Genomic DNA, 23907 nt, shown 5'->3' on the forward strand with positions numbered 1-23907 from the left:
GCCATCGCAGGCAAGACAGCTCCCACACTAACCGTGTTTATTCAGCAGAGGATGGCGCCAACCGTGCTTCAAGTTCAGCCACCTTCGCCTCCAGGCTCTCCAACCGCGCACGCGTGCGGGCCAGCACCACCATCTGGCTGTCAAACTCTTCCCGGCTGACCAGGTCGAGCTTGCTGAAACCACTTTGCAGCAATGCCTTGAACTGGCTTTCGATTTCATTGCGGGGCAGCGGGGTGTCGCCGCTGAACAGGCGAGAGGCGTGGCCGCTCAGGGCGTCGAGGAGGTCTTTGGGCGCGAGCATGGGAAACATTCCGGAAAACAGTTGGCCAGCAGTGTATCACGCAGCGTCTATAGTCTTTTTCATGCCGCGTTGCGCACGGTTTTCGCGCATCAAAGCGGGCGGCTGCGCACCGTTTTGATGCGCATTGCGGCCACACGCACGCCCCGTGGGTGGGCACAAGTGAGCAAGGGACTGATTTCAGTGGTTTTTACGGAGCTGGCAAGGTTTCTGCTTAGACGATCATGACCCATGCACTGATGCAGTCGCTGTGACGAATGCAGTGCGCCGACGGATCAGGGGTACAGGTTTCGTCACCAGTGGATCGCTGGCGTCGCAACGGCAAATGCCGAGGCGACGATGCGTTACAAAGCCAGGCACTGCGCTTAGACTTGAGACGGGTTTGTTTTCCTGGGGCAAGTCCACCAATTCGGGAGAGAGTTTTCATGAAGCTAGTCACTGCCATCATCAAGCCGTTCAAGTTGGACGATGTACGCGAGTCACTGTCCGAGATCGGCGTGCAGGGCATTACCGTTACTGAGGTCAAGGGCTTCGGTCGGCAGAAGGGTCATACCGAGCTGTATCGTGGCGCGGAATACGTAGTCGATTTCCTGCCGAAGGTGAAGATTGATGTCGCCATTGACGACAAGGATCTTGACCGGGTTATCGAGGCGATAACCAAGGCGGCCAACACCGGCAAGATCGGTGACGGCAAGATCTTCGTGGTCAATCTGGAACAGGCTATTCGCATCCGTACCGGCGAAACCGATACCGACGCAATCTAAGCCGCCAAACCCCAACGCCCCAGGAGAAAACACTATGACTCTGCGTAAATTCGCAGGGCTCGGAGCCCTGCTGTCCATCGTAATGCCAAGCCTGGCCATGGCGGCAGACGAAGTGGCTGCTCCAGTCCTCAACTCCGGCGACACCGCCTGGATGCTGACCGCCACCGCTTTGGTGCTGTTCATGACCATCCCTGGCCTGGCGCTGTTCTACGGCGGCATGGTCCGCTCCAAGAATATTCTGTCAGTGATGATGCAGTGCTTTGCCATCACCGGCTTGATCAGCATCCTGTGGGTCGTCTACGGCTACAGCATCGCGTTTGATACCACCGGTATGGAACAGGGTGTGGTCAACTTCAACTCCTTCTTCGGCGGCCTGGGCAAGGCGTTCCTGGCGGGTGTCACCCCGGCCAGCATCACCGGGCCTGCGGCGCTGTTTCCGGAAGCCGTGTTCATCACCTTCCAGATGACCTTCGCCATCATCACCCCGGCGCTGATCGTCGGTGCCTTCGCAGAGCGCATGAAGTTCTCCGCGATGCTGATCTTCATGGCTATCTGGTTCACCCTGGTCTACGCGCCGATCGCGCACATGGTCTGGAGCGGCAACGGTGGCCTGATGTGGGACTGGGGCGTGCTGGACTTCGCCGGCGGCACCGTCGTGCACATCAACGCGGGTGTGGCGGGCCTGGTGGCGTGCATCGTGCTGGGCAAGCGTAAAGGCTTCCCGACTACACCAATGGCACCGCACAACCTGGGTTATACCTTGATCGGCGCGGCCATGCTGTGGATCGGCTGGTTTGGCTTCAACGCCGGCTCCGCTGCGGCGGCCAACGGCACGGCGGGCATGGCGATGCTGGTGACCCAGATTGCCACGGCTGCTGCGGCGCTGGGCTGGATGTTCGCCGAGTGGATCACTCACGGCAAGCCAAGTGCACTGGGCATTGCCTCAGGTGTGGTGGCCGGCCTGGTCGCCGTGACGCCAGCCGCTGGCACCGTGGGCCCGATGGGTGCTCTGGTGATCGGGCTGGTTGCCGGTGTGGTGTGCTTCTTCTGCGCCACCAGCCTCAAGCGCAAGCTGGGCTACGACGACTCCCTGGACGCCTTCGGTGTGCACGGTATCGGCGGTATCGTCGGTGCGATCCTCACCGGTGTGTTTGCAGCCCCGGCACTGGGCGGTTTCGGCACCGTGACCGATATCGCTGCCCAGGTCTGGATCCAGTGCAAAGGCGTAGGCTTCACTGTGATCTATACAGCCATCGTGACCTTCGTCATCCTCAAGGTGCTGGACATGGTCATGGGCCTGCGTGTCACTGAGGAAGAAGAGGCTGTGGGCCTCGACCTGGCGCAACACAACGAGCGCGGCTACAACTTGTAAGTACGCGAAAAAAACATGCCCGGCTTGCCGGGCATTTTTTTGTCTGGTGTTTGTCTTTGGCTAAAGGTGTATGGGTTTTTTATCAACTTTGTGATGGGATCCACACGGCACTTTTCAGAGTGCAAATGTCTTACAGGCATGAAGGCGTATTCGGCACTTTGTTTTTTCCCAGAGCGCGCTAGAATGCGCGCCGATGGGCGGAGAACTGTATGTGGCAACAGACCCTGATTACCCTGCGGGCCAAGCCCCGGGGCTTTCATCTGGTAACGGACGAGTTGCTTGCCGGCTTGCCTGAATTGAAGGCTTGCCGTGTGGGCCTGTTGCATTTGTGGCTGCAGCACACCTCGGCCTCGTTGACCGTCAACGAGAATGCCGACCCGGCGGTTCGCCGTGACTTCGAGCGTTTTTTCAACCTGCTGGTGCCACAGGGCCGCGCAGGGTTTGAACACAACGACGAAGGTCCGGATGATCTGCCGGCGCACTTCAAGGCCAGTCTGCTGGGTTGCCAGCTGAGTTTGCCGGTCAAGGCCGGCCGCTTGGCGATGGGGACCTGGCAAGGTGTTTATCTGGGCGAGCACCGTGATCATGGCGGTGCTCGTAAAGTCCTCGCCACCTTGCACGGTGAAGAGGCATAAGCCACTGGAAATCCGGTGGATGTTGATTTTTTTCCGGCGACCTCGACAGAGGGTGAAGCTGGGCTATAACTAATCTGCTTTTCGCAAGTCATGAGGTAGAACATGAGCGACGATGATCTGGAACAAGACGACCTCGAAGTAGGTGATGAAGACGACACCGAAGAAGGTCTTGAAGTAGCGGCGGAAGACGTTGCTGACGATGCCGAGGATGGCGGTGCCGATGACGCGGCTCCCAAAGCCAAAGGCAAAGCCAAGGCTGCTGTTTCGGTAGACGAGCTGCCAAGCGTTGAAGCCAAGAACAAAGAGCGCGATGCCCTGGCCCGTGCGATGGAAGAGTTCCTCGCTAAAGGCGGCAAAGTGGTCGAAGTCGAGGCTAACGTGGTTGCAGACCCACCGAAGAAGCCGGATAACAAGTACGGCAGCCGACCTATCTAAGGTCTGCCTCCTGCTTGTAAGAAAAAGCCCGCCGTCGCTGCGGGCTTTTTCATGCCTGATGATTTATCCGAGCCTTGTGGTGTTCTAAATGTGGGAGGGGGCTTGCTCCCGATTGCAGTGTGTCAGCCAGTACATTGGGTACCTGATACACCGCAATCGGGAGCAAGCCCCCTCCCACAGTTGGATCTCTAGTGTTACTGCCAGCTGAGGAGCAACTCCGGTAGTGCTGTCAGGCTACGAATCTCTGCATCCGGGCGCTTTGGCGCATCCCACACTTTGCCCGTCGGGTTAAACCACACCGCCCGCAACCCGGCCTGCTGTGCCCCGGCGATATCATCCCCAGGGTGATCGCCCACATGCACGGCCGCACTGGCGTCCACCCCGCCACGCTGCAACGCTTCGTCAAACAGCCGCGCGTCCGGCTTGGCGATGCCGATATCTTCAGCGCGCAAGGCAAAATGGAAGTACTCCGCCAGGCCAACGCGCTGCACATCGGCATTGCCATTGGTGATCACCCCCAGCAGGAAGTGCTGGCGCAGCGCCTTGAGCATCGGCTCGGCTTCCGGGAACACGGTGAGCTGGTGACGTGCATGGATGAACGCTTCGAAGCACACATCCGCCATTTGCGACGCTTCAGGCTGGGGATAGCCGGCCTCTTCGAATGCCAGCATCAACACCCGATGGCGCAGGATGCTGATGCGGTGCTTGAGCTCGGGATGACGCTGCAATACTTGCTGGCGCAGGCTGGCGAAATGCTCCAGGGGTAGGTCCCCGACCTTGGAGGCGTTGAGCGCCAGCCATTCGCGCATCGACGCTTCGGCGCTGATGATGACGGGTACGTTGTCCCAGAGGGTGTCGTCCAGGTCGAAGGTGATCAGCTTGATACTCATGAGTCGCTGCCTTTGATGCGTTTGGCCCGGGGATGGGCGCTGTCGTACACCGTTGCCAGGTGCTGGAAGTCCAGGTGTGTATAGATCTGAGTGGTCTTGATATCGGCGTGGCCGAGCAGTTCCTGTACGGCGCGCAGATCCTGGGAGGACTCCAGCAGGTGGCTGGCGAAGGAATGGCGCAGCATGTGCGGGTGCAGATTCTGCCCCAGCTCCCGCTCGCCGGCGGCCTTGACCCGAAGCTGGATCGCTCGGGGCCCCAGGCGTCGGCCTTGCTGGCTGACGAACACCGCATCGTCCGCCGGGTTGGTCAAAAGGCGCAGTGGCAGCCATAGCTGCAAGGCTTCGCGGGCTTTTCTGCCCACCGGCAGTACGCGGGTCTTGCTGCCTTTGCCGAGCACTTGTATCAGACCATCGGCGAGGTCCAACTGATCGAGGTTCAGGCTTGTCAGCTCCGACAGGCGCAGGCCCGAAGAATAGAACAGCTCAAGGATTGCCTGGTCGCGATGGGCCAGGAAGTCATCCTCTACCGCACCATCGAGCAGCTGCAAGGCACGATCGGTATCCAGGGTCTTGGGCAGGCGCCGCTCGCCTTTGGGCGGGGACAGGCCATTGGCCGGGTCGTGATCGCACAAGCCTTCGCGATTGAGATAGTGATAGAGGCCGCGCACTGCCGACAGCAGGCGAGACAGGCTGCGCGAGGACTGGCCTTGCTGGTGCAACCGGGCGATCAGGCTGCGCAGGGCCTGAATATCCAGGGCTTTCCAGCTACTGACGTGCTGTTTCTCACAATAGGCCAGGACCTTGTTCAAGTCCCGCCGATAGGCTTCAAGGGTGTGGGGCGACACCTGGCGCTCATTGCGCAGGTGAGCGCAGTAGGCGTCCAGTTGCCGCTCCATGGTCAGCGCACCGCGCGCAGTGTGGTGGTGTGGCGCGGCAGGACGCGGCCCAGTACTTCGGCGATGTAGGTCAGGAACAGCGTGCCCACCGAACTTTTGTAGTGCGCAGGGTCACGGCTGGCGATGGCCAGCACGCCGTGCAAGCCTTGATGGCTGACGGCGATGACGGCGGTAGAACCGATCTGCTTGCGCTGCTCGGCGCCAAACAGGAAGTCCAGTTCATGTTCACGCAAGGTGCCGCTGACAGTCTTGCCTTCGGACAGCAAGCCGCCGATGGCTGTCTGTGCTTCACCACCTGTGACCCAGCGACCCACCGGCATCGGGTTGTCGCTGAACAGGATCAGGCTGACAAAGGGCACCTGGAAGTCCTCGCGCAGGCTGTCTTCCACGGCGATCACCGTTTCTTCCAGGCTGGCGGCGTCCATCAGGGTCAGGATCAGGCGGCGGGTCTTGTCGAACAAGCGGTCGTTGTCGCGGGCCACGTCCATCAGGTGGGAAAGCCGATGGCGCATTTCAATATTGCGCTCGCGCAGGATCTTCATCTGTCGTTCCACCAGCGACACGGTATCGCCGCGCTGGTGGGGAATGCGCAAGGCCGGCAGCAGTTCTTCATGCTCGACGAAGAAGTCCGGATTAGCCTCAAGGTACGCCGCGACAGCAGCGGCCTCCAGGCTTTCACTCGGGGTAGCGTGTGCGGGTACTTGAGGCTTATCGGTCATTGGCTTGGCTCACTCATAGACGGACCTGTCCTTCGTATACACGCGAGGCCGGCCCGGTCATCATCACCGGGTGGCCAGGGCCTGCCCATTCGATGGACAAGCGTCCACCGGGCAGGTCGATCAGCAGCGGCGAATCCATCCACCCCTGGCTGATCGCGGCTACGGCAGCGGCACAAGCGCCGGTACCGCAAGCCTGGGTTTCGCCGGCGCCGCGTTCCCAAACGCGCAATTGCGCGCGGGTACGGTCGATCACCTGCAGGAAGCCCACATTGACCCGCGCTGGAAAGCGCGGGTGATGTTCGATCTTCGGCCCCAGTTCGTGCACCGGGGCGTTATTGATGTCGTTGACCCGCAGCACCGCATGGGGGTTGCCCATGGACACGGCGGCGATATCCACGGTTTTGCCATCCACGTCCAACGGGTAACTGAGGGCCTGCTCGGTGGCCTGGAACGGAATATCCGCCGGCACCAGGCGTGGCGCGCCCATGTTGACGCTGATCTGGCCGTCACTGCGAATATCCAGTTCGATCACACCGCCCTTGGTTTCGACGCGAATCTGGCGCTTGGCCGTCAGGCGCTTGTCCAGCACAAAGCGTGCAAAGCAGCGCGCACCGTTGCCGCACTGTTCCACTTCGGAACCGTCGGAATTGAAGATCCGGTAGCGGAAGTCCACCTCCGGGTTGCTCGGCGCCTCCACCAGCAGCAACTGGTCGAAACCGATGCCGGTGTGACGATCGCCCCACTGTTTGGCGTGTTTGGGCAGGATGTGCGCGTGCTGGCTGACCAGGTCCAGAACCATGAAATCATTGCCCAGCCCGTGCATCTTGGTAAAACGCAGCAGCATGGCTTACTCCGGCAGCAGGCTTTCGCCAGCATACAACTGGGCTACCGTCTCGCGGCGACGCACTTCAAATGCTTGATCACCGTCCACCAGCACCTCGGCGGCACGGCCGCGAGTGTTGTAGTTGGAACTCATGACAAACCCATAGGCACCCGCCGAATGCACGGCCAGCAGATCACCTTCTTCCAGGGCCAGCTGACGATCCTTGGCCAGGAAGTCGCCGGTCTCGCAGATCGGGCCGACGATGTCATAGGTGCGTGCTTCGCTTGCGCGAGGCGTCACGGCGGTGACATCCATCCAGGCCTGGTACAGCGCCGGGCGGATCAGGTCGTTCATCGCCGCATCGACGATGGCGAAGTCCTTGTGTTCGGTGTGCTTGAGGTACTCGACCTGGGTCAACAGCACGCCGGCGTTGGCGACAATATAGCGGCCCGGCTCGAACATCAGCGTCAGGTCGCGGCCTTCGATGCGTTCGCGCACGGCCTGGATATAGTCGCTAATCAACGGTGGCTCTTCGTCTCTATAACGTACGCCGACGCCGCCGCCCAGGTCGATGTGCTGCAGGTAGATGCCGCACTCGCCCAAACGATCGATCAAGGCCAGCAGACGGTCAAGGGCATCCAGAAAGGGTGGCAGTGTGGTCAGTTGCGAGCCGATATGGCAGTCGACACCCAGCACTTCCAGGTTCGGCAGTTGCGCGGCGCGGATGTACACCTCTTCGGCGTCGGCGATGGCGATGCCGAACTTGTTCTCTTTGAGACCGGTGGAAATGTACGGGTGGGTGCCGGCGTCGACATCCGGGTTGACGCGCAGGGAGATCGGCGCACGAACGCCCATCTCGGCGGCAACGACTTGCAGGCGCTCCAGCTCGTCGGTGGATTCGACGTTGAAGCAATGCACGCCGACTTCCAGGGCGCGGCGCATGTCTTCGCGGGTCTTGCCGACGCCGGAGAACACGATTTTCTCAGCCTGGCCGCCGGCGGCCAATACGCGTTCGAGCTCGCCACGGGAGACGATGTCGAAACCGGCGCCCATGCGCGCCAGGACATTCAGCACACCCAGGTTGGAGTTGGCCTTGACCGCGTAGCACACCAGATGCGGCACGCCATCGAGGGCGTCAGTGAACGAGCGGTATTGGGCTTCGATATGCGTACGGGAGTACACGTAGGTCGGGGTACCAAAGCGCTGGGCAATCGCGGACAGCGCCACGCCTTCCGCGAACAGCTCGCCGTCCCGGTAGTTAAAAGCGTCCATAAGTTTCCCTTAGTAGGTGTCGTGCTTATGCGCTTTTGACGGCTTTTGCGACGATTGCGCCTGTTCATTCGGATCTTTGCTGTCATCCGGCAGGTACAACGGGCCTTTCTGGCCACAGGCACTAACGAGGCAAGCGACCGCGACGAGCGCAGCAAGGGAAGAGATCAGGCGCTTCATGGCGAAATCCTTGAATATGCATTAATTGCGCCCGAGTATACCGACCACCCGGCAGCTTGCCTATGCGCCGCACTACCCGTCCGGCGGGGCTTTGCCGAGGAGCACAAGAAGCGGGCTACGCTACTTGATGATATTTCGTACTGCCATCTGTTATGAAATCGGTATCCTTTGCAATCGGCGAAGCGCGTCCGTATTGTGCCCCGCTTGAGCAAAACCAGACACTTTTGAGGTTGCCACAATGAGTTTGACCGAAGCCCGTTTTCACGACCTGGTGGATGCCACCCAGGAGAAGCTGGAAGATATTTTCGACGACAGCGACCTGGATGTGGATCTGGAAAACTCGGCTGGTGTGCTGACCGTCAAGTTCGAGAGCGGCCCGCAACTGATCTTCAGTCGCCAGGAGCCGCTGCGTCAGCTGTGGCTGGCTGCGCGCTCCGGTGGCGTTCACTTCGACTACGACGAAGAAAGCGGCAAATGGCAGTGCGACAAAAGTGAAGAGTTGCTGGGCGAAATGCTCGCGCGCCTCGTCGAGGAATATACCGGCGCCGAGCTGGATTTCGAAGAGATCTGACCGTGACCCAGCCTGTACCTGTACGCACGCCCAAGCCGCTGTTCAGCAATGTCAGCCCGGCGGTGCCGTCACCTTGTATCAGTTTGTGTCGCCTGGACGAGCAGAAAGTCTGCCTCGGCTGCTTCCGCCACGTGGAAGACATCCGTGAATGGCGCTCCGCCGACGATGCGCGGCGCCGGGTGATCTGCGCGCAAGCTGAGCAGCGCAAGGCCCAAGCCTGACAGCATCTTGTTTATTTGTGACGCTGTGGTAGTGTCCGGGTACACCTCAACTCATCGAGGTCCGTGAGAACCCCGCCTTTTTCTGGCGGGGTTTTGCTTTTTTGTGCAGAAAAAAGGAGTCTGCCTGAATCATGACCGCACCTTCCATCATTCTTACCCGTCTTGACGTGCAGCGTCTTGAGCAACTGATCGACCGCTTGGGCGACGAGTTTCCCGGCGTCGAAGCGTTGCAAGCCGAACTCGACCGCGCCGAAGACGTGGTCGGTCACGATGAAGTGACTGCGGGTGTCGTGACCATGAACTCCAGCGTGCATTGCCGTGAGCAAAGCAGTGGCAAGGACTATCACCTGACGCTGGTCTACCCCAAGGACGCGAACGCCGACGAAGGCAAGATCTCGATCCTGGCTCCGGTAGGCAGTGCTTTGCTGGGGCTGCAAGTGGGCCAGCATATCGACTGGCCTGCACCGGGTGGCAAAACGCTCAAGCTGGAATTGCTCAGTGTCGAAGGCCAGCCCAAGGATGGCGGGGCTTTCTCGCTCTAAATCTGGCCCAGTGCGGCATTGAGGGACTGTTCCAGTTCGGCTTTGTAGCGCAGGTACAAATTGCTCGGGCTTTGCACATCACCGAGCAGTCCTGACAAGTCCAGATCAGTGATGTAGCAACGGTAACGTTCGGTTTCCCGGCGTTGCCCGACGATCTCCCGGGCGACCACGGCAAACAGTTGGTCGCCAAATTCCAGTTCGCAAAATTCCCGCTGATTGCAGTAAAGGGTGATCCCTACCTGGCCAGGCGCGCCTTTGCCGATAATTGCCTGCACGTCATAAAACGGCTTGTTGGCAGGGGTTTGCGGCGCCGGTCGTGGCTCTACGCCGCGCGCGCGGCTGCTGCCCGATGGCAATAACTGATAGTACAAGGTGTGCACTTCACTCAGGGGCTGTCGGGCATCCAGGGACGACAGCGCTTGGCGGCGATAGAGGATCGATTGCAGGAAGCGTTGCAGCGGTGCCAGCAAGCTTTGTTCATCATGAAACGGTAAGCGCTGCTGCCAAAGCGCGTTGAATTCGTCGAGTACATACAGCTGGGCGAAGTGTTCATTGACTCGATAGAACACTTGCACGCAGTCGGCCTGGCCCATAGGCAGGAGCAGCGCCAGGTCATGGTCTTCCAGGGCCATGACGTCAAGGTGCCAAGGGCTGTAGCTGGCCAGTTCCTCGCTGAGGTAGGCAATCAGCGCGTCCTGGGTTGGCAGTGACACATGATTGGCCTGGCCCGGTGTCAGTTCCATGACGTGATAATGCTGTTGCACCTGCAACAGGTAACGATGATTGCCTTGGCCAAGCAGCAGGTGTTGTGCGGTGTCGAACACCTCTTCTACACGCTGGGCAATGAACTGCGCACGGTTGTGACAGAAGCAGCGCACCCGCAGCCGTGGCAGATGCCCCGGCGGTAGTTGGTTGAGGTAGTCGCGCAGGCAGTCGAGCAGGGCGTGGGGCCCGTCGTAGCGGCTGACCATTACCTCGTTCCAGCTGTTGAGCATGACCTGGTCCAGGGTCAGCACCAGGTTTTCGCGTACACCGGCGTAGCTCAGGGAGTCGGTGCGCTCGGTGGTCATCAGGATATTCAGGTCGCGATGATGCTTGAGCGGGTCAACCCCGACGTTGATCAGCAACAGCACCTCTTCGGGCACTGCCGGGCGCAGCAAGCGGCTCTCATCGACACTGGCCAGGGGCAGGGCGATGGTCTGTTGCAGGCTGCCCAGCAGGTTGAACAACTCGAACTCGGTCATGTCGCTGACACCGGGGTGCAGCGCCAGGCGGGTACTGCTGTCGATCACGCCGTTGCGATGGCACCAGGTGAGCATTTCCAGCAGGTCCCGGCTGCGTTTGATCGGCGCGAAGTGCTCCCATTCCAAGGCTGTCAGGTTGCCGTTATACAAACCCCAATGGTGCTGGCCCGGCTCCTTGCGGTTGGGAGACTGCACCAGGGTCAGGGTGTCTTCGGCCAGGTCCGGGGCGATGCCTGGGTTAATGAACTCAACCTTGCCGGCCTTGCGTTCGAACGCCGCATAGAGGCGCCGGCCCAGTACATTGAGGTCGCGTTTGTTGATCAGGCTGGCAGTCTGTTCGCTGCGGGCGAACTGGGTGAGGAAACGGTAGCTGTAGTTCAGTTCATTGACCAGGGCGCGGCGCTCGGAAGCAACCTGACGCACTTTCCACTGGCTGCGACTGTCCAGCAGGGCCAGTTGGCGCTGGTCCCAACCCCATTCCTGGGCCAGGCGTTCCAGCAGCAGTCGCTGCCAAGTGGCGGTGCGCTGGCCGGCGCTGAGCTTGCGGTTGATCTTCAGGTACAGGCTGCGTCGTACCAGTTCCAGGCGATCCGGCTCGTTGCGGGCCTTGAGGTACTCCTCGATGCGGCGGTAGACCATGATGTAAGGGTCCAGCTCATCCAGATCGACCTGATTGGCGAACACCGCCCGTTTAAAACGCAGGCTCAGGCATTGCACGTGCGGATGTTCGCTGGCGTAGACCTCGGTCAGCAGCAGCTTGAGCACCGATTTGTACGGGGACTCGATGCCCTTGAACAATTGCCACAGCCCGGCACCTATGAACTCGCCCGGCGGGATATGGGCCAGGTGACCCAGGTCGAGGGTTTCATCGGCGCGGATAAACCGCTTGGAAATCAGGGCGTGGGTAAATTCGGCGTAGCGCTTTTCTTCGTAGACCGGCACCAGCCACCAGATCGGCGTGCGCCCGGCCAGCCAGATGGCTGTGCGGTAGAACTCGTCCAGCAGCAGGTAGTGCTGGGTAGTACCGCAATCGTCGGAGCTTAGTTGCGTATCGCGTTCACCCAGGACAAAGCGCGTAGGTTCGATCAGGAAAAAATGCGCCTCGGCGCCCATGCTCAAGGCCCAGGCTTCCAGCAGTTGGCACTTCTTGCGCAGCTCTGCCAGTTCGCTTTCGTCCAGGTCGGGGGCGTGGCACACCCACACGTCCATATCGCTTTGATCGGCCTGGGCCAGCGTGCCGAGGCTGCCCATCAGGAACAGGCCGTGGATGGGGCGGGGCGGGTTGCCATGGCGCGGTTTATAGGAGAACGAGCGGGTCAGGCGTTGGGCTTCGGCCAGGGCCTGGGCGTCAGGTTCGAAATTCGACAGCCCCGCCGGGGTGCTGCTGGAGACATAGCCCGGCAACAGTGGGTGATTGACGTGGAAAAACAGCGGCAACAAAGTCAGCACGCCTTGTTGGCGTGGTGTCAGCCCCTCGACAGCCCGGGCCATGCGGCCCTCATTGAGGGCCATGAAACGCGCGCGCAACTGGGTCAGCACCTTGCGGTCGATGCCTTCGTCCAGATCGGGGCGGATTTCGTGGGTGCGGGTCATGTCGAACTCGGTGGCTCGCTGGGCCCGACGTGGGCAGCCATGCAGGAGTCTACAGACAGTAGCGTAGGAGTTTTAGAGGGAAGTGGCTTTTTGGCGTCAGAATTTTTGCGCCACACAACAGCGCCCTCGGAGTCCGCAACGGGCGGACCCCATGGGCGGGATCAGGTGTCAGGCAGCTTCTTTGGTGCTGGCAGTGGTCAGAATGGTCAGCAGGGTTTGAGCCTGCTCTGCAGCATCCCGGCCAAGGCTCGTCAGGTAGCCCCCGTCCGGCTGATCGATCAGTCCTTTCGCATGGAGGCGCTTGGCAGCGGCGATGGCGGTAGGAGCGGCGGTCTGATGGACTTTCAAGCCCTCCTTGGTGCTGTCCAAGGGGAAGAGTACAAGGATTTCCAGTTCGGCAACCAACTCAGGGGTATACGACATAAGGACTCCAGACTTTCTAAAATTTATTAGAGGCTAGCAGGCCATAAGGTGAACGCACTTTGCCGAACTGTCCAGCGTGTTGCTGCGTACTGGGGTTATTCCTTTTCAGGCGGCAACTCCGGCAATGCTCGCAGCGCTGTTTCATACCATTGGGTATCGAATGCACGGTCTTCGTCCAGCATGGCATCAATCTCGAAGGCCAGCACGTGAGCCATCAGATTCAGGATGTCGTCGCGCTCGTAGCCCACCAGGGTCAGTTTGTTGAACGTTGCCTTGGCCGCTGGCGGGTTGTCGCTTTCGATCTGGTTTTCGATGGCTTCGATCAGCGTGGTTTCGGTGAATTCTTCTTCGTCATTGTCGATATCGGTCGGCTCGCTCATGGCAGGCTCCTCAAGGAAAGGGTGCCAGTCTACCGCCATTCAGGCAGGTGATGCTGCTGGTCAGGCCGGGCGCCTGGAACTATAACTCTTGCAGCCAACCCCACACCCGGCCTGGAGGCATCTGCAATGCTCAAGCTCTACGGATTTTCAGTCAGTAACTACTACAACATGGTCAAGCTTGCACTTCTGGAGAAAGGGCTGGCTTTCGAGGAGGTGCCTTTTTATGCAGGCCAGACACCCGAAGCCTTGGCGGTGAGCCCGCGAGGCAAAGTGCCGGCGCTGGGCGTCAAGCAAGGGTTTATCAATGAAACCAGCGTGATTCTGGAGTACATCGAACACACTCAGGAAGGCCCTTCATTGCTGCCGGCCGACCCTTTTCAGCGGGCTCAGGTGCTGGCGCTGTGCCGTGAAATCGAGCTCTACATCGAACTGCCTGCGCGAGCGTGTTTCGCCGAGGCTTTTTTCGGCATGACGGTGCCGGAGGCGATCAAGGAGAAATCCAGGGCCGAGCTGCTGCTTGGGATCGGTACGTTAGGTCGGCACGGTAAGTTCGCGCCTTATGTGGCTGGGGAGCACTTCACCATTGCGGATTTGTATTTCATGTACAGCCTGAACCTGGCGTGCGGCGTGGGCGAGAAGCTGTTCGGGCTGGACCTGCTGGAGCAGTTGCCGCAGGCGAAGGCCTTGCTGGGGCGCCTGAATGAAATGCCCAACGCGCAGAAGGTCGAGGCGGACAGGCAGGCGGCGATGCCTGCATTCATGGCGATGATTGCGGCCAAAAGGTGAGCAAATGTGGGAGGGGGCTTGCTCCCGATGGTGGTGTATCAGGTAAGAAAATCTTAGCTGATACACCACCATCGGGAGCAAGCCCCCTCCCAAAGTTTTAGCGGCTGGCGAGCAATTCTTTGCCGCGCACGACCGCTGCCTTGACCTGTGCCGGCGCAGTGCCGCCCACATGGTTGCGGGCATTTACCGAGCCTTCCAGGGTCAGCACGGCAAACACATCCTGTTCGATCTGGTCGCTGAACTGGCGCAGTTCTTCCAGGCTCATTTCCGCCAGGTCCTTGCCGGTGTCCACCCCGTATTTCACCGCGTGGCCGACGATTTCGTGGCAGTCACGGAACGGCAGGCCACGGCGCACCAAGTAGTCCGCCAGGTCGGTTGCCGTGGAGAAACCACGCAGGGCTGCTTCACGCATGATCGCGTGTTTGGGCTTGATCGCGGGGATCATGTCGGCAAAGGCGCGCAGCGAATCACGCAGGGTGTCCGCGGCGTCGAACAGCGGTTCCTTGTCTTCCTGGTTGTCCTTGTTGTAGGCCAGTGGTTGGCCTTTCATCAGGGTCAACAGGCCCATCAGCGCGCCGAATACACGGCCGCTCTTGCCGCGCACCAACTCAGGCACGTCAGGGTTTTTCTTTTGCGGCATGATCGAGCTGCCGGTGCAGAAGCGGTCCGGCAGGTCGATGAACTGGAATTGGGCACTGGTCCATAGCACCAGCTCTTCGGAGAAGCGCGACAGGTGCATCATCGCGATGCTGGCAGCGGCGCAGAATTCGATGGCGAAGTCCCGGTCCGAAACGCCGTCCAGGGAGTTGCCGCCCACGGCGTCAAAGCCCAGCAGTTGTGCGGTGTACTCGCGGTCGATCGGGTAGGTGGTGCCAGCCAGCGCAGCGCTGCCCAACGGCATACGGTTGGCGCGCTTGCGGCAATCGACCAGGCGCTCGTAATCGCGACTGAGCATTTCGAACCAGGCCAGCAGATGGTGGCCGAAGGTCACTGGCTGTGCGGTCTGCAAGTGAGTGAAGCCGGGCATGATGGTGTCCGATTCACGCTCGGCCTGCTCCAGCAGACCTTTTTGCAGGCGGGTGATTTCGGCCAGGATCAGGTCGATTTCATCGCGCAGCCACAGGCGAATATCGGTAGCTACCTGATCGTTACGGCTGCGGCCGGTGTGCAGTTTCTTGCCGGTCACGCCGATGCGATCGGTCAGGCGTGCCTCGATGTTCATGTGCACGTCTTCCAGATCGACGCGCCAGTCGAACGTGCCTGCCTCGATTTCACCGCGGATGGTGGTCAGGCCGTCGATGATGCTGTCACGCTCGGCGTCGGTCAGCACGCCGACCTTGGCCAGCATCGTGGCATGGGCGATGGAGCCCATGATGTCGTGGCGGTACAGGCGCTGGTCGAAGGTGACGGAGGCGGTGAAGCGCGCGACGAAGGCGTCGACGGGTTCACTGAAGCGGCCGCCCCAGGACTGGTTGGTCTTGTCGGTGCTCATGGATTCGCTCGTGATCTGCTTGAAAGAGGCATGAAGGTGTACCGGCGATAATAACAGGGTTGCCCGTGAAGGCGGTGCCGCGGGTGATCGGCAATTTTATTTGTGTCGTAGATGGCTAAGTGCCTTGCCGCCGAACGCATCCGGGACGAGACTGGAGATACGTACTTATTGAAACGATATTTGACGATTGAGCAATATCGTCTCAGTGAGCGTCTACAGTTGGACTGCTAGTGTGTGAATGCACCAAAGTCTGGTGATGCGGTCATAACCAGACTATCCATTAAACAGGGGGGTATTCGGATTGTGTATCAGTGAACCCTACGACGATGCCCGAAGGCAGCAGGTCTTGGGCGCTATTGAACAGGTCCGGGTAAATTTGGGTGCCGCTCTCAGGGCACTTTTTGCCGCTCGCGCTAGTCTTAGCGTGGATCGCTGTGACGCAAGTCACCGCACCTGTCTACGCTATCCTTGTGCGAGACTCACGCAGGAATCCAGCGCAATATGAATGTCCTGATCGTTGATGACGAACCCCAAGCCCGCGAGCGACTGAGCCGTCTTGTCAGTGAACTCGAGGGTTATACAGTCCTTGAACCGAGTGCCACCAGCGGTGAGGAGGCGTTGACGCTGATCGACAGCCTCAAGCCGGATGTGGTGCTGCTCGATATCCGTATGCCGGGCTTTGATGGCCTGCAAGTCGCTGCCCGCCTGAGCGAACGCGAATCGCCACCTGCCGTGGTGTTGTGCGCGGCCCAGGAAGAGTTCTCTGCACAGACGCTGGAAGACAGCGGTGTCAGTTTTCTCGTCAAGCCGGTCACCGCCGAGGCCTTGCTCAAAGCCTTGAAAAAAGCCGAGCGTCCCAGCCGTGCCCAACTTGCCGCACTGACCCAGCCTGCGGCCCAAAGTGGTAACGGGCCACGCAGCCACATCAGTGCGCGCACCCGCAAAGGCATCGAGCTGATCCCGCTCAACCAGGTGGTCTACTTTATTGCCGATCACAAGTACGTGACCCTGCGCCATGAAGCCGGCGAAGTGCTGCTTGATGAGCCGCTCAAGGCTCTTGAGGATGAATTCGGCGACCGTTTTGTGCGTATCCATCGCAACGCGCTGGTAGCCCGCGAACGTATTGAGCGCTTGCAGCGCACACCCCTGGGGCACTTTCAGCTCTTCCTGAAGGGGCTCAATGGCGATGCGTTGATCGTCAGCCGACGCCATGTCGCCGGCGTGCGCAAGATGATGCAGCAGCTTTAGCCCAAGGGCTGGGGCGCGGTCTGCCTTCCTTATCCCGGTGCGATGTGGCCAGGGAGGCCCCGCACTTGCTGATTCAAATCAAAGCGTATTTGCCTGAGCTGTTATTATCCGCCGTATCTATTCAGTACGGATTGATCCATGTCCTCTCGCGAAATCCGCATCGCCACCCGTAAAAGCGCCTTGGCCTTGTGGCAGGCCGAATACGTCAAAGCACGCCTTGAGCAGGCTCATCCGGGCCTCAAGGTATCCCTGGTGCCCATGGTCAGTCGCGGCGACAAGCTGCTGGACTCACCCCTGTCGAAAATCGGCGGCAAGGGTCTTTTCGTCAAGGAGCTGGAAACTGCGCTGCTGGAAAACGAAGCCGACATCGCTGTGCATTCGATGAAAGACGTGCCCATGGACTTCCCTGAAGGCCTGGGCCTTTTTTGCATCTGCGAGCGCGAAGATCCGCGTGATGCCTTTGTTTCCAATACCTACGCGTCCCTGGATGACTTGCCGCTGGGCAGCATCGTCGGCACCTCCAGCCTGCGTCGCCAGGCTCAGTTGTTGACACGTCGGCCCGACTTGCAGATTCGCTTTTTGCGCGGCAACGTCAATACGCGCCTGGCCAAGCTGGATGCCGGCGAATATGACGCGATCATTCTTGCCGCCGCCGGCTTGATCCGCTTGGGCTTCGAAGATCGCATCACATCGGCCATCAGCGTCGAAGACAGCCTGCCCGCCGGCGGGCAGGGCGCAGTCGGCATCGAATGTCGGACCGTCGACAGCGAAATCCACGCACTGCTCAAGCCCCTCGATCACGCCGATACCGAAGTTCGTGTGACCGCCGAGCGCGCCCTGAACAAACACCTCAATGGCGGCTGCCAAGTCCCCATCGCCTGCTATGCCGTACTCGAAGGTGAGAACCTGTGGCTGCGTGGCCTGGTGGGGGATCCGGATGGCGGTACCCTGCTGACCGCCCAGGTGCGTGGGCCGCAACGAGATGCCACGGCCTTGGGGATTCAGGTTGCCGAGGAGTTGCTGGACAAAGGCGCCGGTGCCATTTTGCAAAAAGTCTATGGCGAGGCCGGTCCGCAGTGACCGACTGGCGAGTGCTGCTGACGCGGCCTGCCGAGGAGTCGACAGCCCTGGCGGCTTTATTGTCCCAGGCCGGTATATACAGCAGCCGTCTGCCGTTGCTGGAGACGCAAGCGTTAGCGGTCACGGCTGAGCAACAAGCGGTGTTTGACGCGTTGCAGCGTTATTGCGCGGTCATTGTTGTGAGCAAGCCGGCCGCGCGCCTGGCGCTGCAACGGTTGGGGAATGCCGTGCCGCCAATGCCGTGGTTCAGCGTCGGTGCGGCGACGGCGCAGATCCTCGCCGGTCATGGCCTCGACGTTCATTATCCCGCCACTGGCGATGACAGCGAGGCCTTGCTTCAATTGCCTGCATTGCGCGAGGCTATCGCACAGCCGGGCGCCAAGGTGCTGATCCTGCGTGGCGAGGGCGGCCGCGAGTTGCTGGCAGAGCGTTTGCGCGAGCAAGGTGCTAGTGTCGACTATCTGGAATTGTATCGGCGTTTTCTCCCGGTCTACGAGACGGGTGCGGTGATGCAACGCATCCGGTTGGAACGCTTGAACGGCCTGGTGGTCAGCAGTGGGCAGGGTTTTTTACACCTGCAAGCCCTGGCGGGCACCGATTGGCCACAGGTGGCACAGCTGCCGTTGTTCGTGCCCAGCCCGCGCGTCTATGAGATGGCGCGGGCCGCTGGCGCAAAAAAAGTTGTGGATTGTCGCGGCGCGAGTGCCGCGGCTTTGTTAGTGGCGTTGGGGAGCTATCCCGTTCCCACTCTCTGATACGCAAAGGACGGATACGTGAGCGAAACAGCCTTGCCTAAAGATGAAGCTCAGCCCGCGCTTGATGCGCCGGTCGAGACACCGGTCACCGCGCCGCGCCGTGGCAATGGCCTGGCGGTCGTCGCCTTGCTGCTAGGGGCTGCTGGCGTAGCTGCTGGCGGCTGGGGGATCTGGCAGGTCCGCGCCCTTCAAGCCAGCAGCCAACATCAATTGAGCCAAGTGCAGACCCTGGATGACCAATCCCAGAGCCTCAAGCAAAGCCAGCAACAGTTGGCCGCCCGTCTGGCGCAATTGCCGGGTGCGGACGAGCTGGAAGAGCGCCGCCGCCTGGTTGCCCAGTTGCAGGGCGATCAGCAACGCCTGAGCCAGCGCCTCGAAACGGTGTTGGGCGCCAGCCGCAAGGATTGGCGCCTGGCCGAGGCGGAGCATCTGATCCGTCTGGCCAGTTTGCGTTTGTCTGCCTTGCAAGACATCAACAGTGCGCAGTCGCTGGTCCAGGGCGCCGACGAGATTCTTCGCGAGCAGAGCGACCCAGGGGCTTTCACCGCCCGTGAGCAACTGGCCAAGAGCCTTGCCGCATTGCGCAGCACTGAGCAACCAGACCGCACCGGCCTGTACCTGCAACTGGCGGCCTTGCGTGACCAGGTCGTGCAACTGGCGGCGATTGCCCCGGAGTATCAGCTTACGGAACCTGCTTCCCAAGGGCGCCCCACCAGCGATACGCAGAACCAGTTGAGCCAGTGGTGGGAACAGATTTCCCGCTATTTCCGCATCGACTTCAACCCGGATGACAATATCCGGCCATTGTTGGCAGGCCAGGGTTTGAACCAAGTGCGCCTGGCCTTGAGCCTGGCGCTGGAGCAGGCGCAGTGGGCCGCGCTCAACGGCGAGTCGGCGGTATACAGCCGCTCGCTGGGCGAAGCGCGCAGCGTATTGCAAGACAACTTCAATCAGGACAACCCGCAGAGCAAGGCGATGCTGGCGCGTATCGCTGAACTTGAGCCCAAGGCCGTGTCGGTGGTGACGCCGGACCTGGCTGCGAGCCTGGCCGTCGTGCAGGCTTACCTTGAACGTCGTCATCTGTCTGCCGACGAAGCCAAGGCCGCGGCCGGCAAATCGGCGACCCAGGAGTAGAGCTGATGAAGCGTTTCTATGTGATCCTGGTGCTGGCGATTGCAGTCGCCCTCGCACTGGCCGTGGGTATTTCGAAACACACCGGCTACGTGCTGATTACCTATCCGCATTTGCTGCATTACGAGTCAAGCCTGTGGGCTACCCTGGTGGCGGTGTTTGCCATCGGCCTGGCGATCTACCTGGTCCGTGTGTTGCTGAGCCTGATCACCACCTCCGGTGGCGTGGTCAATCCATGGTCGCGACGCAACCGCAGCCGCCGTGTGCAGATCGCGATCGAGCAAGGCCAGATGGACCTTGCCGAGGGCCGCTGGGCCAGTGCCGAGCGCCACTTGCACCGTGCTGCCGAAGCAGAGCGTCAGCCGCTGCTCTATTACATCGGTGCTGCCCGTGCGGCCAATGAGCAGGGCCGCTATGAGGAGTCCGACGGCTTGCTGGAGCGCGCCCTGGAGCGCCAGCCCCAGGCGGAATTGGCCGTAGCCCTGAGCCATGCGCAACTGCAGATGGACCGCGGCGATACTGAAGGCGCCCTGGTTACGCTTCAGGCGATGCACGAGCGTCACCCGCATAACGCGCAGGTACTCAGGCAGCTACAGCGCCTGCATCAGCAGCGTGGCGATTGGTCGTCGGTGATTCGCCTGCTGCCTGAGCTGCGCAAGGACAAAGTCTTGCCCGCCAGTGAGCTGGCCGAGCTGGAACGTCGTGCCTGGGGCGAAAACCTGAGCCTGGCTGCCCAGCGTGAGGAGCAGGGCGAGGCGGGCTTGCAGTCTCTGGAGCGTGCCTGGGAGCAACTGACTTCGGCCCAGCGCCAGCAGCCACAATTGGTGCTGGCCTATGCCGACCAGCTGCGTCGGCTAGGCGCGGATGCAAAGGCCGAGGAAGTGCTGCGTGGTGCCCTCAAGCGCGACTATGACAGCCATCTGATTCGGCTGTATGGCCTGTTGCGTGGCAGTGACCCGGCGCGCCAGTTGAAGTTTGCCGAAGGCTGGCTCAAGGACCATCCGGGCGATGCCAGCTTGCTGCTGACGCTTGGCCGTCTGTGCCTGCAAAACAGCCTGTGGGGCAAGGCGCGGGACTATCTGGAAAGCAGCCTGCAAGTTCAGCGCAACCCCGAAGCCTGTGCCGAATTGGCCCGCCTACTGGCCCAACTGGGCGACACCGAGCGCAGCAACCAGCTGTTTCAGGAAGGTCTGGGGCTGCTCGACAATCGTCTGTTGTCCTCGCCTCTGCCAGTACCCGCGCGTATGTGAAGTAGGAAAGGGTGAATGGATTGGCTCGGATCTATCCGACACCCGATCCTTAAAACCCCAATAAACACTCGGTATAACTGACGTGATGACTAATTCCTACTTGTTGTAACTGGATTTCCGCCATGCCTTGGCGGAATGTCCTTGCTTCTTCGCGGAATTGTCTGCTCCGGGGCGTCTTGAAAGGGGTCGGGCCTTTCCTCTACCGTAGCGACCTATCTCTTGCAGTGCGGATAAACAATGTCTTTGGCCCCTTTACGCTCCTTGTTTTTGCTGGCGTTCATGGCGGGTGCGCTGACGTTGGGCGCGTCCTTCTATCTGGAATACGGCGCGTTGCTACAGCCTTGCTTTCTGTGCCAGGTACAACGTCTGCTTCTGGCCACTTTTGCGCTGATCAACCTGATGGCCGCCCTTCATAATCCCGGGCGTTCCGGCCTTTGCCTGTATGGGCTGGCGAGCACCGTGTGTGCATTATTGGGTGCCATCACTGCCGGGCGCCAAGTGCTATTGCAGAATATTCCGTCAGGTGCGGGCCGGGATTGCTGGCCCAGCCTGCACTACATGATCGAAAACCTGTCGTTCTGGCAGGCGGCGCGGTCAGTGTTCAACGGGACTGTCGATTGCGTTGAAATCAACTGGACGCTATTTGACCTGAGCCTGCCGGAGTGGAGCCTGTTGTTCTTTGTGGCGATGTTGATCCTGGGTGTCATGCAATGCTCGCGGCTGTTGTTCAGTAAGCATTTGCGCATCACAACGTCATGAAAACGGGACGCGCGTTGTAGGAGGGGATTAAACACTTGTATGAACATTCTCTCCTGCGTACCTTGAAGCCATAGTCCTGCGGGCATAATCTGGCCCGCACGCGTATCCAAACCATTTGTCAGACGCGGCTTTGTTCGACTGCTGCTTAATCCTTCAAGTGTTGCGCAGGTACAGAGCAGCAGCGCCCCTATAGGGAAGAGAGATCATCATGCTGGAAAGTTGTCAGAATGCTCAGGAACGTTGGGGTGGGGTGCACAAGCTGATCGACAGCTGGCTGAAGGCACGCCACGAACTGGTTCGGGCCTTTGATGCTCTCGGTGCCAAGCCCGAAGCATTGGGTGAGAATCGCGAGCCATTGCAGGATTTCTGTGGGGTACTGGTTGACTACGTATCGGCAGGCCATTTCGGCGTCTACGAGCAACTGACCAAAGAGGCGCAAGCCTTCGACGACCAGCGTGGCCTCGACCTGGCAGAGACTATTTACCCGCGCATCGATGTGATCACGGAAAAACTGCTGGCGTTCACCGACCTGTGTGACGCAGGGAAATGCGTAGCGGAAAAATTCAAAGAACTGGGCGCGCTGCTGCATGAACGTTTCGAGCTGGAAGACTGCTTGATCGAAGTGCTGCACAACGCCCATAAGGAAGAGGCTGCCACCCAAGTCTGAAGCTTGGTAGGGAGATAAAAAACGGTGCGCATGTCGCACCGTTTTTTATGGGTCAGTGGCGAGTGCCGAGCAGTTCTATCTCGAACACCAGCGGTGTATAGGGCGGGATCAACTCACCTGCGCCGTCTGCGCCATAGGCCTGGGCTGAAGGAATCACCAGACGCCATTTCGCACCCACCGGCATCTGTTGCAATGCACTGTTCCAACCGCTGATCACGCTGTTCAGGCGAAACCATTGCGGTTGCGTACTTTTGTCGAAGACAGTTCCGTCAGGCAGTCGGCCCACGTATTTCACCTGCACTTCATCGCTGGCTAACGGCTTGTTGCCAGTGCCCGGTGCCAGCTCGGTGAGCAGAATCCCATTTGCCAATTCACGAACACCACTGGCGGCTTTTTCCCGAGTTAGAAATTGCTGTTCGGCGGCGAGGGCTTTTTCGCTTTGAGGTAGCTGGGCGTTGGCGGCGTTTTGCGCTTCGTGCTGCGCGAGAATCTGTTCGATGCGCGCGTTGTCGAGCGCCAGCGGCTTGCCTTGATAGGCTTGGTTGAGGCCGTCGAGCAGGGCCTGGATCTGCAGGTCGGGGACTTCCTGGCGCAACCGTTCGCCGAGGCTTGCGCCCAAGCTATAGGCTAGATCATGCGCCTCTGTGGCAGTGTTTTTTGACGGCGATTGCTCGCTCGCATCGGCCACGAAGATCGCCAAGCCAAGCACTAGAAAAAGATAACGCGACATGGACATTCTCCCGGCGAAAGTGCGACGGATTATGCCAGTGTGAGTGAGTAAAAACTGGTGAGCATTTGCGTTATATCGATAAGAATTTTCGTACCGTGCAACGCAAGCCCAACGATACTGTCAACATGCGCTAGCGGCGGTAAGAGCAGAGGGCTAGTATGAGCCGCACCCACGTCAGCCAGGAGGTAAACCATGTCGGCCAAACAGAAGCCTGTAAATACCCCGTTGCACTTGCTCCAACAACTTTCGGGCAGCTTGCTCGAACATCTGGAAAGCGCATGTTCCCAGGCGTTGGCCGATGCAGAAAAACTGCTCGCCAAACTGGAAAAACAACGCGGTAAAGCGCAAGAAAAGCTGCACAAGTCCCGTACCAAACTGCAAGACGCCGCTACTGCCGGCAAGTCCAAGGCGCAAGCCAAAGCCAAGGGCGCTGTCAAAGAACTTGAGGACCTGCTGGATGCCCTCAAGGATCGTCAAGCTGAAACCCGCAGCTACATTTCCCAACTCAAAAAAGACGCTCAAGAAAGCCTGAAGCTGGCCCAAGGCGTTGGTCGTGTGAAGGAAGCCGTAGCTAAAGCGCTGGGGGCTCGTACACCCGCAAAAGTTGCAGCCAAGCCCGCTGCCAAAACCGCTGCTGCCAAGCCAGTTGCTAAAACTGCAGCTGCCAAACCAGCAGCCAAGCCAGCTGCTAGAACCGCTGCCGCCAAACCAGCAGCCAAGCCAGCCGCTAAAACTGCAGCTGCCAAACCAGCAG

At 60.0% G+C, this 23907-nt stretch carries 28 protein-coding genes; 16 read left to right on the forward strand and 12 right to left on the reverse strand.

From position 1 onward, the window contains the following. Positions 1 to 37: 37 nt before the first annotated feature. Complete coding sequence (locus E4O97_RS02195; protein WP_005792456.1) at positions 38 to 301, reverse strand: accessory factor UbiK family protein; 264 nt, start codon at positions 299 to 301, stop codon at positions 38 to 40. A 422-nt stretch (positions 302 to 723) separates the two neighbouring features. On the opposite strand from E4O97_RS02195, the gene glnK reads away from it, so the two are divergent. From glnK to sutA, 4 genes are all read left to right on the forward strand, one after another. Continuing rightward, positions 724 to 1062: a P-II family nitrogen regulator gene (gene glnK, locus E4O97_RS02200; RefSeq protein ID WP_002555808.1), complete on the forward strand. Its 339-nt coding sequence runs from the start codon at positions 724 to 726 to the stop codon at positions 1060 to 1062. Between the two features lie 34 nt (positions 1063 to 1096). Continuing rightward, the gene (locus tag E4O97_RS02205; RefSeq protein WP_032878752.1) at positions 1097 to 2434 is read left to right on the forward strand and encodes an ammonium transporter; all 1338 of its coding nucleotides are present in this window, start codon (positions 1097 to 1099) and stop codon (positions 2432 to 2434) included. Between the two features lie 209 nt (positions 2435 to 2643). Further along, on the forward strand, positions 2644 to 3069 hold the full coding sequence (locus E4O97_RS02210) for a secondary thiamine-phosphate synthase enzyme YjbQ (RefSeq protein ID WP_005792453.1): 426 nt from the start codon (positions 2644 to 2646) through the stop codon (positions 3067 to 3069). Positions 3070 to 3171: 102 nt separating this feature from the next. Next, the gene (gene sutA, locus E4O97_RS02215) at positions 3172 to 3504 is read left to right on the forward strand and encodes a transcriptional regulator SutA (RefSeq protein WP_032878753.1); all 333 of its coding nucleotides are present in this window, start codon (positions 3172 to 3174) and stop codon (positions 3502 to 3504) included. 194 nt (positions 3505 to 3698) lie between these two features. On the opposite strand, the gene E4O97_RS02220 is transcribed toward sutA, so the two are convergent. From E4O97_RS02220 to E4O97_RS02245, 6 genes are read right to left on the reverse strand one after another with little or no spacing between them, the layout of a single operon-like run. After that, positions 3699 to 4394: an HAD-IA family hydrolase gene (locus E4O97_RS02220; protein ID WP_248160802.1), complete on the reverse strand. Its 696-nt coding sequence runs from the start codon at positions 4392 to 4394 to the stop codon at positions 3699 to 3701. Continuing rightward, positions 4391 to 5290: a tyrosine recombinase XerC gene (gene xerC, locus E4O97_RS02225; protein WP_032878757.1), complete on the reverse strand. Its 900-nt coding sequence runs from the start codon at positions 5288 to 5290 to the stop codon at positions 4391 to 4393. The genes E4O97_RS02220 and xerC overlap by 4 nt, the downstream gene beginning before the upstream one ends. A gap of 2 nt (positions 5291 to 5292) precedes the next feature. Then, entirely contained in the window at positions 5293 to 6009 is a 717-nt protein-coding gene (locus E4O97_RS02230; protein WP_005792447.1) for a DUF484 family protein, read from the reverse strand. A 13-nt stretch (positions 6010 to 6022) separates the two neighbouring features. Next, the gene (gene dapF, locus E4O97_RS02235; RefSeq protein WP_078822621.1) at positions 6023 to 6853 is read right to left on the reverse strand and encodes a diaminopimelate epimerase; all 831 of its coding nucleotides are present in this window, start codon (positions 6851 to 6853) and stop codon (positions 6023 to 6025) included. A gap of 3 nt (positions 6854 to 6856) precedes the next feature. Then, positions 6857 to 8104, reverse strand: a complete 1248-nt coding sequence (gene lysA, locus E4O97_RS02240; RefSeq protein ID WP_032878765.1) for a diaminopimelate decarboxylase — start codon at positions 8102 to 8104, stop codon at positions 6857 to 6859. A 9-nt stretch (positions 8105 to 8113) separates the two neighbouring features. After that, positions 8114 to 8281 (reverse strand): lipoprotein, encoded by a 168-nt coding sequence (locus tag E4O97_RS02245; RefSeq protein ID WP_003195417.1) that lies wholly within the window; start codon positions 8279 to 8281, stop codon positions 8114 to 8116. 238 nt (positions 8282 to 8519) lie between these two features. Here E4O97_RS02245 and cyaY point away from each other — a divergent pair, with 238 nt between their 5' ends. The 3 genes from cyaY to rnk all read left to right on the forward strand — a co-directional run bounded on the left by cyaY (position 8520) and on the right by rnk (position 9615). Next, positions 8520 to 8852 carry an iron donor protein CyaY gene (gene cyaY / locus E4O97_RS02250; protein ID WP_032878767.1) on the forward strand — a complete coding sequence of 111 codons (333 nt, stop codon included), beginning with the start codon at positions 8520 to 8522 and terminating at the stop codon, positions 8850 to 8852. A 2-nt stretch (positions 8853 to 8854) separates the two neighbouring features. Beyond that, positions 8855 to 9073, forward strand: a complete 219-nt coding sequence (locus E4O97_RS02255; RefSeq protein ID WP_248133151.1) for a DUF1289 domain-containing protein — start codon at positions 8855 to 8857, stop codon at positions 9071 to 9073. A 131-nt stretch (positions 9074 to 9204) separates the two neighbouring features. Next, positions 9205 to 9615 carry a nucleoside diphosphate kinase regulator gene (rnk, locus tag E4O97_RS02260; RefSeq protein WP_005792442.1) on the forward strand — a complete coding sequence of 137 codons (411 nt, stop codon included), beginning with the start codon at positions 9205 to 9207 and terminating at the stop codon, positions 9613 to 9615. Here the strand turns inward: rnk and E4O97_RS02265 are convergent. The 3 genes from E4O97_RS02265 to E4O97_RS02275 form a co-directional block, all read right to left on the reverse strand. Then, the gene (locus E4O97_RS02265) at positions 9612 to 12452 is read right to left on the reverse strand and encodes a class I adenylate cyclase (protein ID WP_078822618.1); all 2841 of its coding nucleotides are present in this window, start codon (positions 12450 to 12452) and stop codon (positions 9612 to 9614) included. The two genes, rnk and E4O97_RS02265, sit on opposite strands and share 4 nt — an antisense overlap. A gap of 168 nt (positions 12453 to 12620) precedes the next feature. Next, positions 12621 to 12875 (reverse strand): TIGR02647 family protein, encoded by a 255-nt coding sequence (locus E4O97_RS02270; protein WP_003195403.1) that lies wholly within the window; start codon positions 12873 to 12875, stop codon positions 12621 to 12623. A gap of 95 nt (positions 12876 to 12970) precedes the next feature. Then, positions 12971 to 13255, reverse strand: coding sequence for a hypothetical protein (locus E4O97_RS02275; RefSeq protein ID WP_032878776.1), 285 nt, complete (start codon positions 13253 to 13255; stop codon positions 12971 to 12973). A 126-nt stretch (positions 13256 to 13381) separates the two neighbouring features. Between E4O97_RS02275 and E4O97_RS02280 the strand changes: the two genes are divergently transcribed. Continuing rightward, positions 13382 to 14041: a glutathione S-transferase gene (locus E4O97_RS02280; RefSeq protein ID WP_248160803.1), complete on the forward strand. Its 660-nt coding sequence runs from the start codon at positions 13382 to 13384 to the stop codon at positions 14039 to 14041. A 97-nt stretch (positions 14042 to 14138) separates the two neighbouring features. Here E4O97_RS02280 and argH read toward each other — a convergent pair whose 3' ends face one another. Then, on the reverse strand, positions 14139 to 15533 hold the full coding sequence (gene argH / locus E4O97_RS02285; protein ID WP_005792438.1) for an argininosuccinate lyase: 1395 nt from the start codon (positions 15531 to 15533) through the stop codon (positions 14139 to 14141). Positions 15534 to 16034: 501 nt separating this feature from the next. On the opposite strand from argH, the gene E4O97_RS02290 reads away from it, so the two are divergent. The 7 genes from E4O97_RS02290 to E4O97_RS02320 all read left to right on the forward strand — a co-directional run bounded on the left by E4O97_RS02290 (position 16035) and on the right by E4O97_RS02320 (position 22423). Continuing rightward, entirely contained in the window at positions 16035 to 16781 is a 747-nt protein-coding gene (locus E4O97_RS02290) for a LytTR family DNA-binding domain-containing protein (RefSeq protein WP_005792437.1), read from the forward strand. A gap of 138 nt (positions 16782 to 16919) precedes the next feature. Next, the gene (hemC, locus tag E4O97_RS02295; RefSeq protein ID WP_032878783.1) at positions 16920 to 17861 is read left to right on the forward strand and encodes a hydroxymethylbilane synthase; all 942 of its coding nucleotides are present in this window, start codon (positions 16920 to 16922) and stop codon (positions 17859 to 17861) included. Further along, positions 17858 to 18616 carry a uroporphyrinogen-III synthase gene (locus tag E4O97_RS02300; RefSeq protein WP_248160804.1) on the forward strand — a complete coding sequence of 253 codons (759 nt, stop codon included), beginning with the start codon at positions 17858 to 17860 and terminating at the stop codon, positions 18614 to 18616. The genes hemC and E4O97_RS02300 overlap by 4 nt, the downstream gene beginning before the upstream one ends. Before the next feature lie 18 nt (positions 18617 to 18634). Beyond that, complete coding sequence (locus tag E4O97_RS02305) at positions 18635 to 19750, forward strand: uroporphyrinogen-III C-methyltransferase (RefSeq protein ID WP_248160805.1); 1116 nt, start codon at positions 18635 to 18637, stop codon at positions 19748 to 19750. 5 nt (positions 19751 to 19755) lie between these two features. Further along, a complete protein-coding gene (locus E4O97_RS02310) occupies positions 19756 to 20997 on the forward strand; it encodes a heme biosynthesis protein HemY (RefSeq protein ID WP_216090472.1) in 1242 nt (413 codons plus the stop codon). A 237-nt stretch (positions 20998 to 21234) separates the two neighbouring features. Further along, complete coding sequence (locus E4O97_RS02315; RefSeq protein ID WP_078822616.1) at positions 21235 to 21756, forward strand: disulfide bond formation protein B; 522 nt, start codon at positions 21235 to 21237, stop codon at positions 21754 to 21756. Between the two features lie 208 nt (positions 21757 to 21964). Further along, complete coding sequence (locus tag E4O97_RS02320; RefSeq protein WP_078822615.1) at positions 21965 to 22423, forward strand: Rsd/AlgQ family anti-sigma factor; 459 nt, start codon at positions 21965 to 21967, stop codon at positions 22421 to 22423. Between the two features lie 52 nt (positions 22424 to 22475). Here E4O97_RS02320 and E4O97_RS02325 read toward each other — a convergent pair whose 3' ends face one another. After that, a complete protein-coding gene (locus E4O97_RS02325) occupies positions 22476 to 23153 on the reverse strand; it encodes an FKBP-type peptidyl-prolyl cis-trans isomerase (RefSeq protein ID WP_248160806.1) in 678 nt (225 codons plus the stop codon). A gap of 192 nt (positions 23154 to 23345) precedes the next feature. Between E4O97_RS02325 and E4O97_RS02330 the strand changes: the two genes are divergently transcribed. Continuing rightward, on the forward strand, positions 23346 to 23907 hold a 562-nt coding region (locus E4O97_RS02330), incomplete at its 3' end, for an AlgP family protein (protein ID WP_248129892.1).

The sequence above is a fragment of the Pseudomonas sp. W15Feb34 genome (genome assembly GCF_023127765.1).
Taxonomy (GTDB): Bacteria; Pseudomonadota; Gammaproteobacteria; order Pseudomonadales; family Pseudomonadaceae; genus Aquipseudomonas; species Aquipseudomonas synxantha_A.

Excerpts from the sequence above, each read along its gene's own strand:
- rnk (WP_005792442.1), top strand. The coding sequence starts at position 9,205 with ATGACCGCACCTTCCATCATTCTTACCCGTCTTGACGTGCAGCGTCTT.
- cyaY (WP_032878767.1), top strand. The coding sequence starts at position 8,520 with ATGAGTTTGACCGAAGCCCGTTTTCACGACCTGGTGGATGCCACCCAG.
- E4O97_RS02275 (WP_032878776.1), bottom strand. The coding sequence starts at position 13,255 with ATGAGCGAGCCGACCGATATCGACAATGACGAAGAAGAATTCACCGAA.
- E4O97_RS02265 (WP_078822618.1), bottom strand. The coding sequence starts at position 12,452 with ATGACCCGCACCCACGAAATCCGCCCCGATCTGGACGAAGGCATCGAC.
- E4O97_RS02325 (WP_248160806.1), bottom strand. The coding sequence starts at position 23,153 with ATGTCGCGTTATCTTTTTCTAGTGCTTGGCTTGGCGATCTTCGTGGCC.
- E4O97_RS02290 (WP_005792437.1), top strand. The coding sequence starts at position 16,035 with ATGAATGTCCTGATCGTTGATGACGAACCCCAAGCCCGCGAGCGACTG.
- lysA (WP_032878765.1), bottom strand. The coding sequence starts at position 8,104 with ATGGACGCTTTTAACTACCGGGACGGCGAGCTGTTCGCGGAAGGCGTG.
- E4O97_RS02210 (WP_005792453.1), top strand. The coding sequence starts at position 2,644 with ATGTGGCAACAGACCCTGATTACCCTGCGGGCCAAGCCCCGGGGCTTT.
- E4O97_RS02205 (WP_032878752.1), top strand. The coding sequence starts at position 1,097 with ATGACTCTGCGTAAATTCGCAGGGCTCGGAGCCCTGCTGTCCATCGTA.
- E4O97_RS02195 (WP_005792456.1), bottom strand. The coding sequence starts at position 301 with ATGCTCGCGCCCAAAGACCTCCTCGACGCCCTGAGCGGCCACGCCTCT.
- E4O97_RS02315 (WP_078822616.1), top strand. The coding sequence starts at position 21,235 with ATGTCTTTGGCCCCTTTACGCTCCTTGTTTTTGCTGGCGTTCATGGCG.
- xerC (WP_032878757.1), bottom strand. The coding sequence starts at position 5,290 with ATGGAGCGGCAACTGGACGCCTACTGCGCTCACCTGCGCAATGAGCGC.
- argH (WP_005792438.1), bottom strand. The coding sequence starts at position 15,533 with ATGAGCACCGACAAGACCAACCAGTCCTGGGGCGGCCGCTTCAGTGAA.
- E4O97_RS02280 (WP_248160803.1), top strand. The coding sequence starts at position 13,382 with ATGCTCAAGCTCTACGGATTTTCAGTCAGTAACTACTACAACATGGTC.
- E4O97_RS02310 (WP_216090472.1), top strand. The coding sequence starts at position 19,756 with ATGAAGCGTTTCTATGTGATCCTGGTGCTGGCGATTGCAGTCGCCCTC.
- hemC (WP_032878783.1), top strand. The coding sequence starts at position 16,920 with ATGTCCTCTCGCGAAATCCGCATCGCCACCCGTAAAAGCGCCTTGGCC.
- E4O97_RS02270 (WP_003195403.1), bottom strand. The coding sequence starts at position 12,875 with ATGTCGTATACCCCTGAGTTGGTTGCCGAACTGGAAATCCTTGTACTC.
- sutA (WP_032878753.1), top strand. The coding sequence starts at position 3,172 with ATGAGCGACGATGATCTGGAACAAGACGACCTCGAAGTAGGTGATGAA.
- dapF (WP_078822621.1), bottom strand. The coding sequence starts at position 6,853 with ATGCTGCTGCGTTTTACCAAGATGCACGGGCTGGGCAATGATTTCATG.
- E4O97_RS02245 (WP_003195417.1), bottom strand. The coding sequence starts at position 8,281 with ATGAAGCGCCTGATCTCTTCCCTTGCTGCGCTCGTCGCGGTCGCTTGC.
- glnK (WP_002555808.1), top strand. The coding sequence starts at position 724 with ATGAAGCTAGTCACTGCCATCATCAAGCCGTTCAAGTTGGACGATGTA.
- E4O97_RS02230 (WP_005792447.1), bottom strand. The coding sequence starts at position 6,009 with ATGACCGATAAGCCTCAAGTACCCGCACACGCTACCCCGAGTGAAAGC.
- E4O97_RS02320 (WP_078822615.1), top strand. The coding sequence starts at position 21,965 with ATGCTGGAAAGTTGTCAGAATGCTCAGGAACGTTGGGGTGGGGTGCAC.
- E4O97_RS02220 (WP_248160802.1), bottom strand. The coding sequence starts at position 4,394 with ATGAGTATCAAGCTGATCACCTTCGACCTGGACGACACCCTCTGGGAC.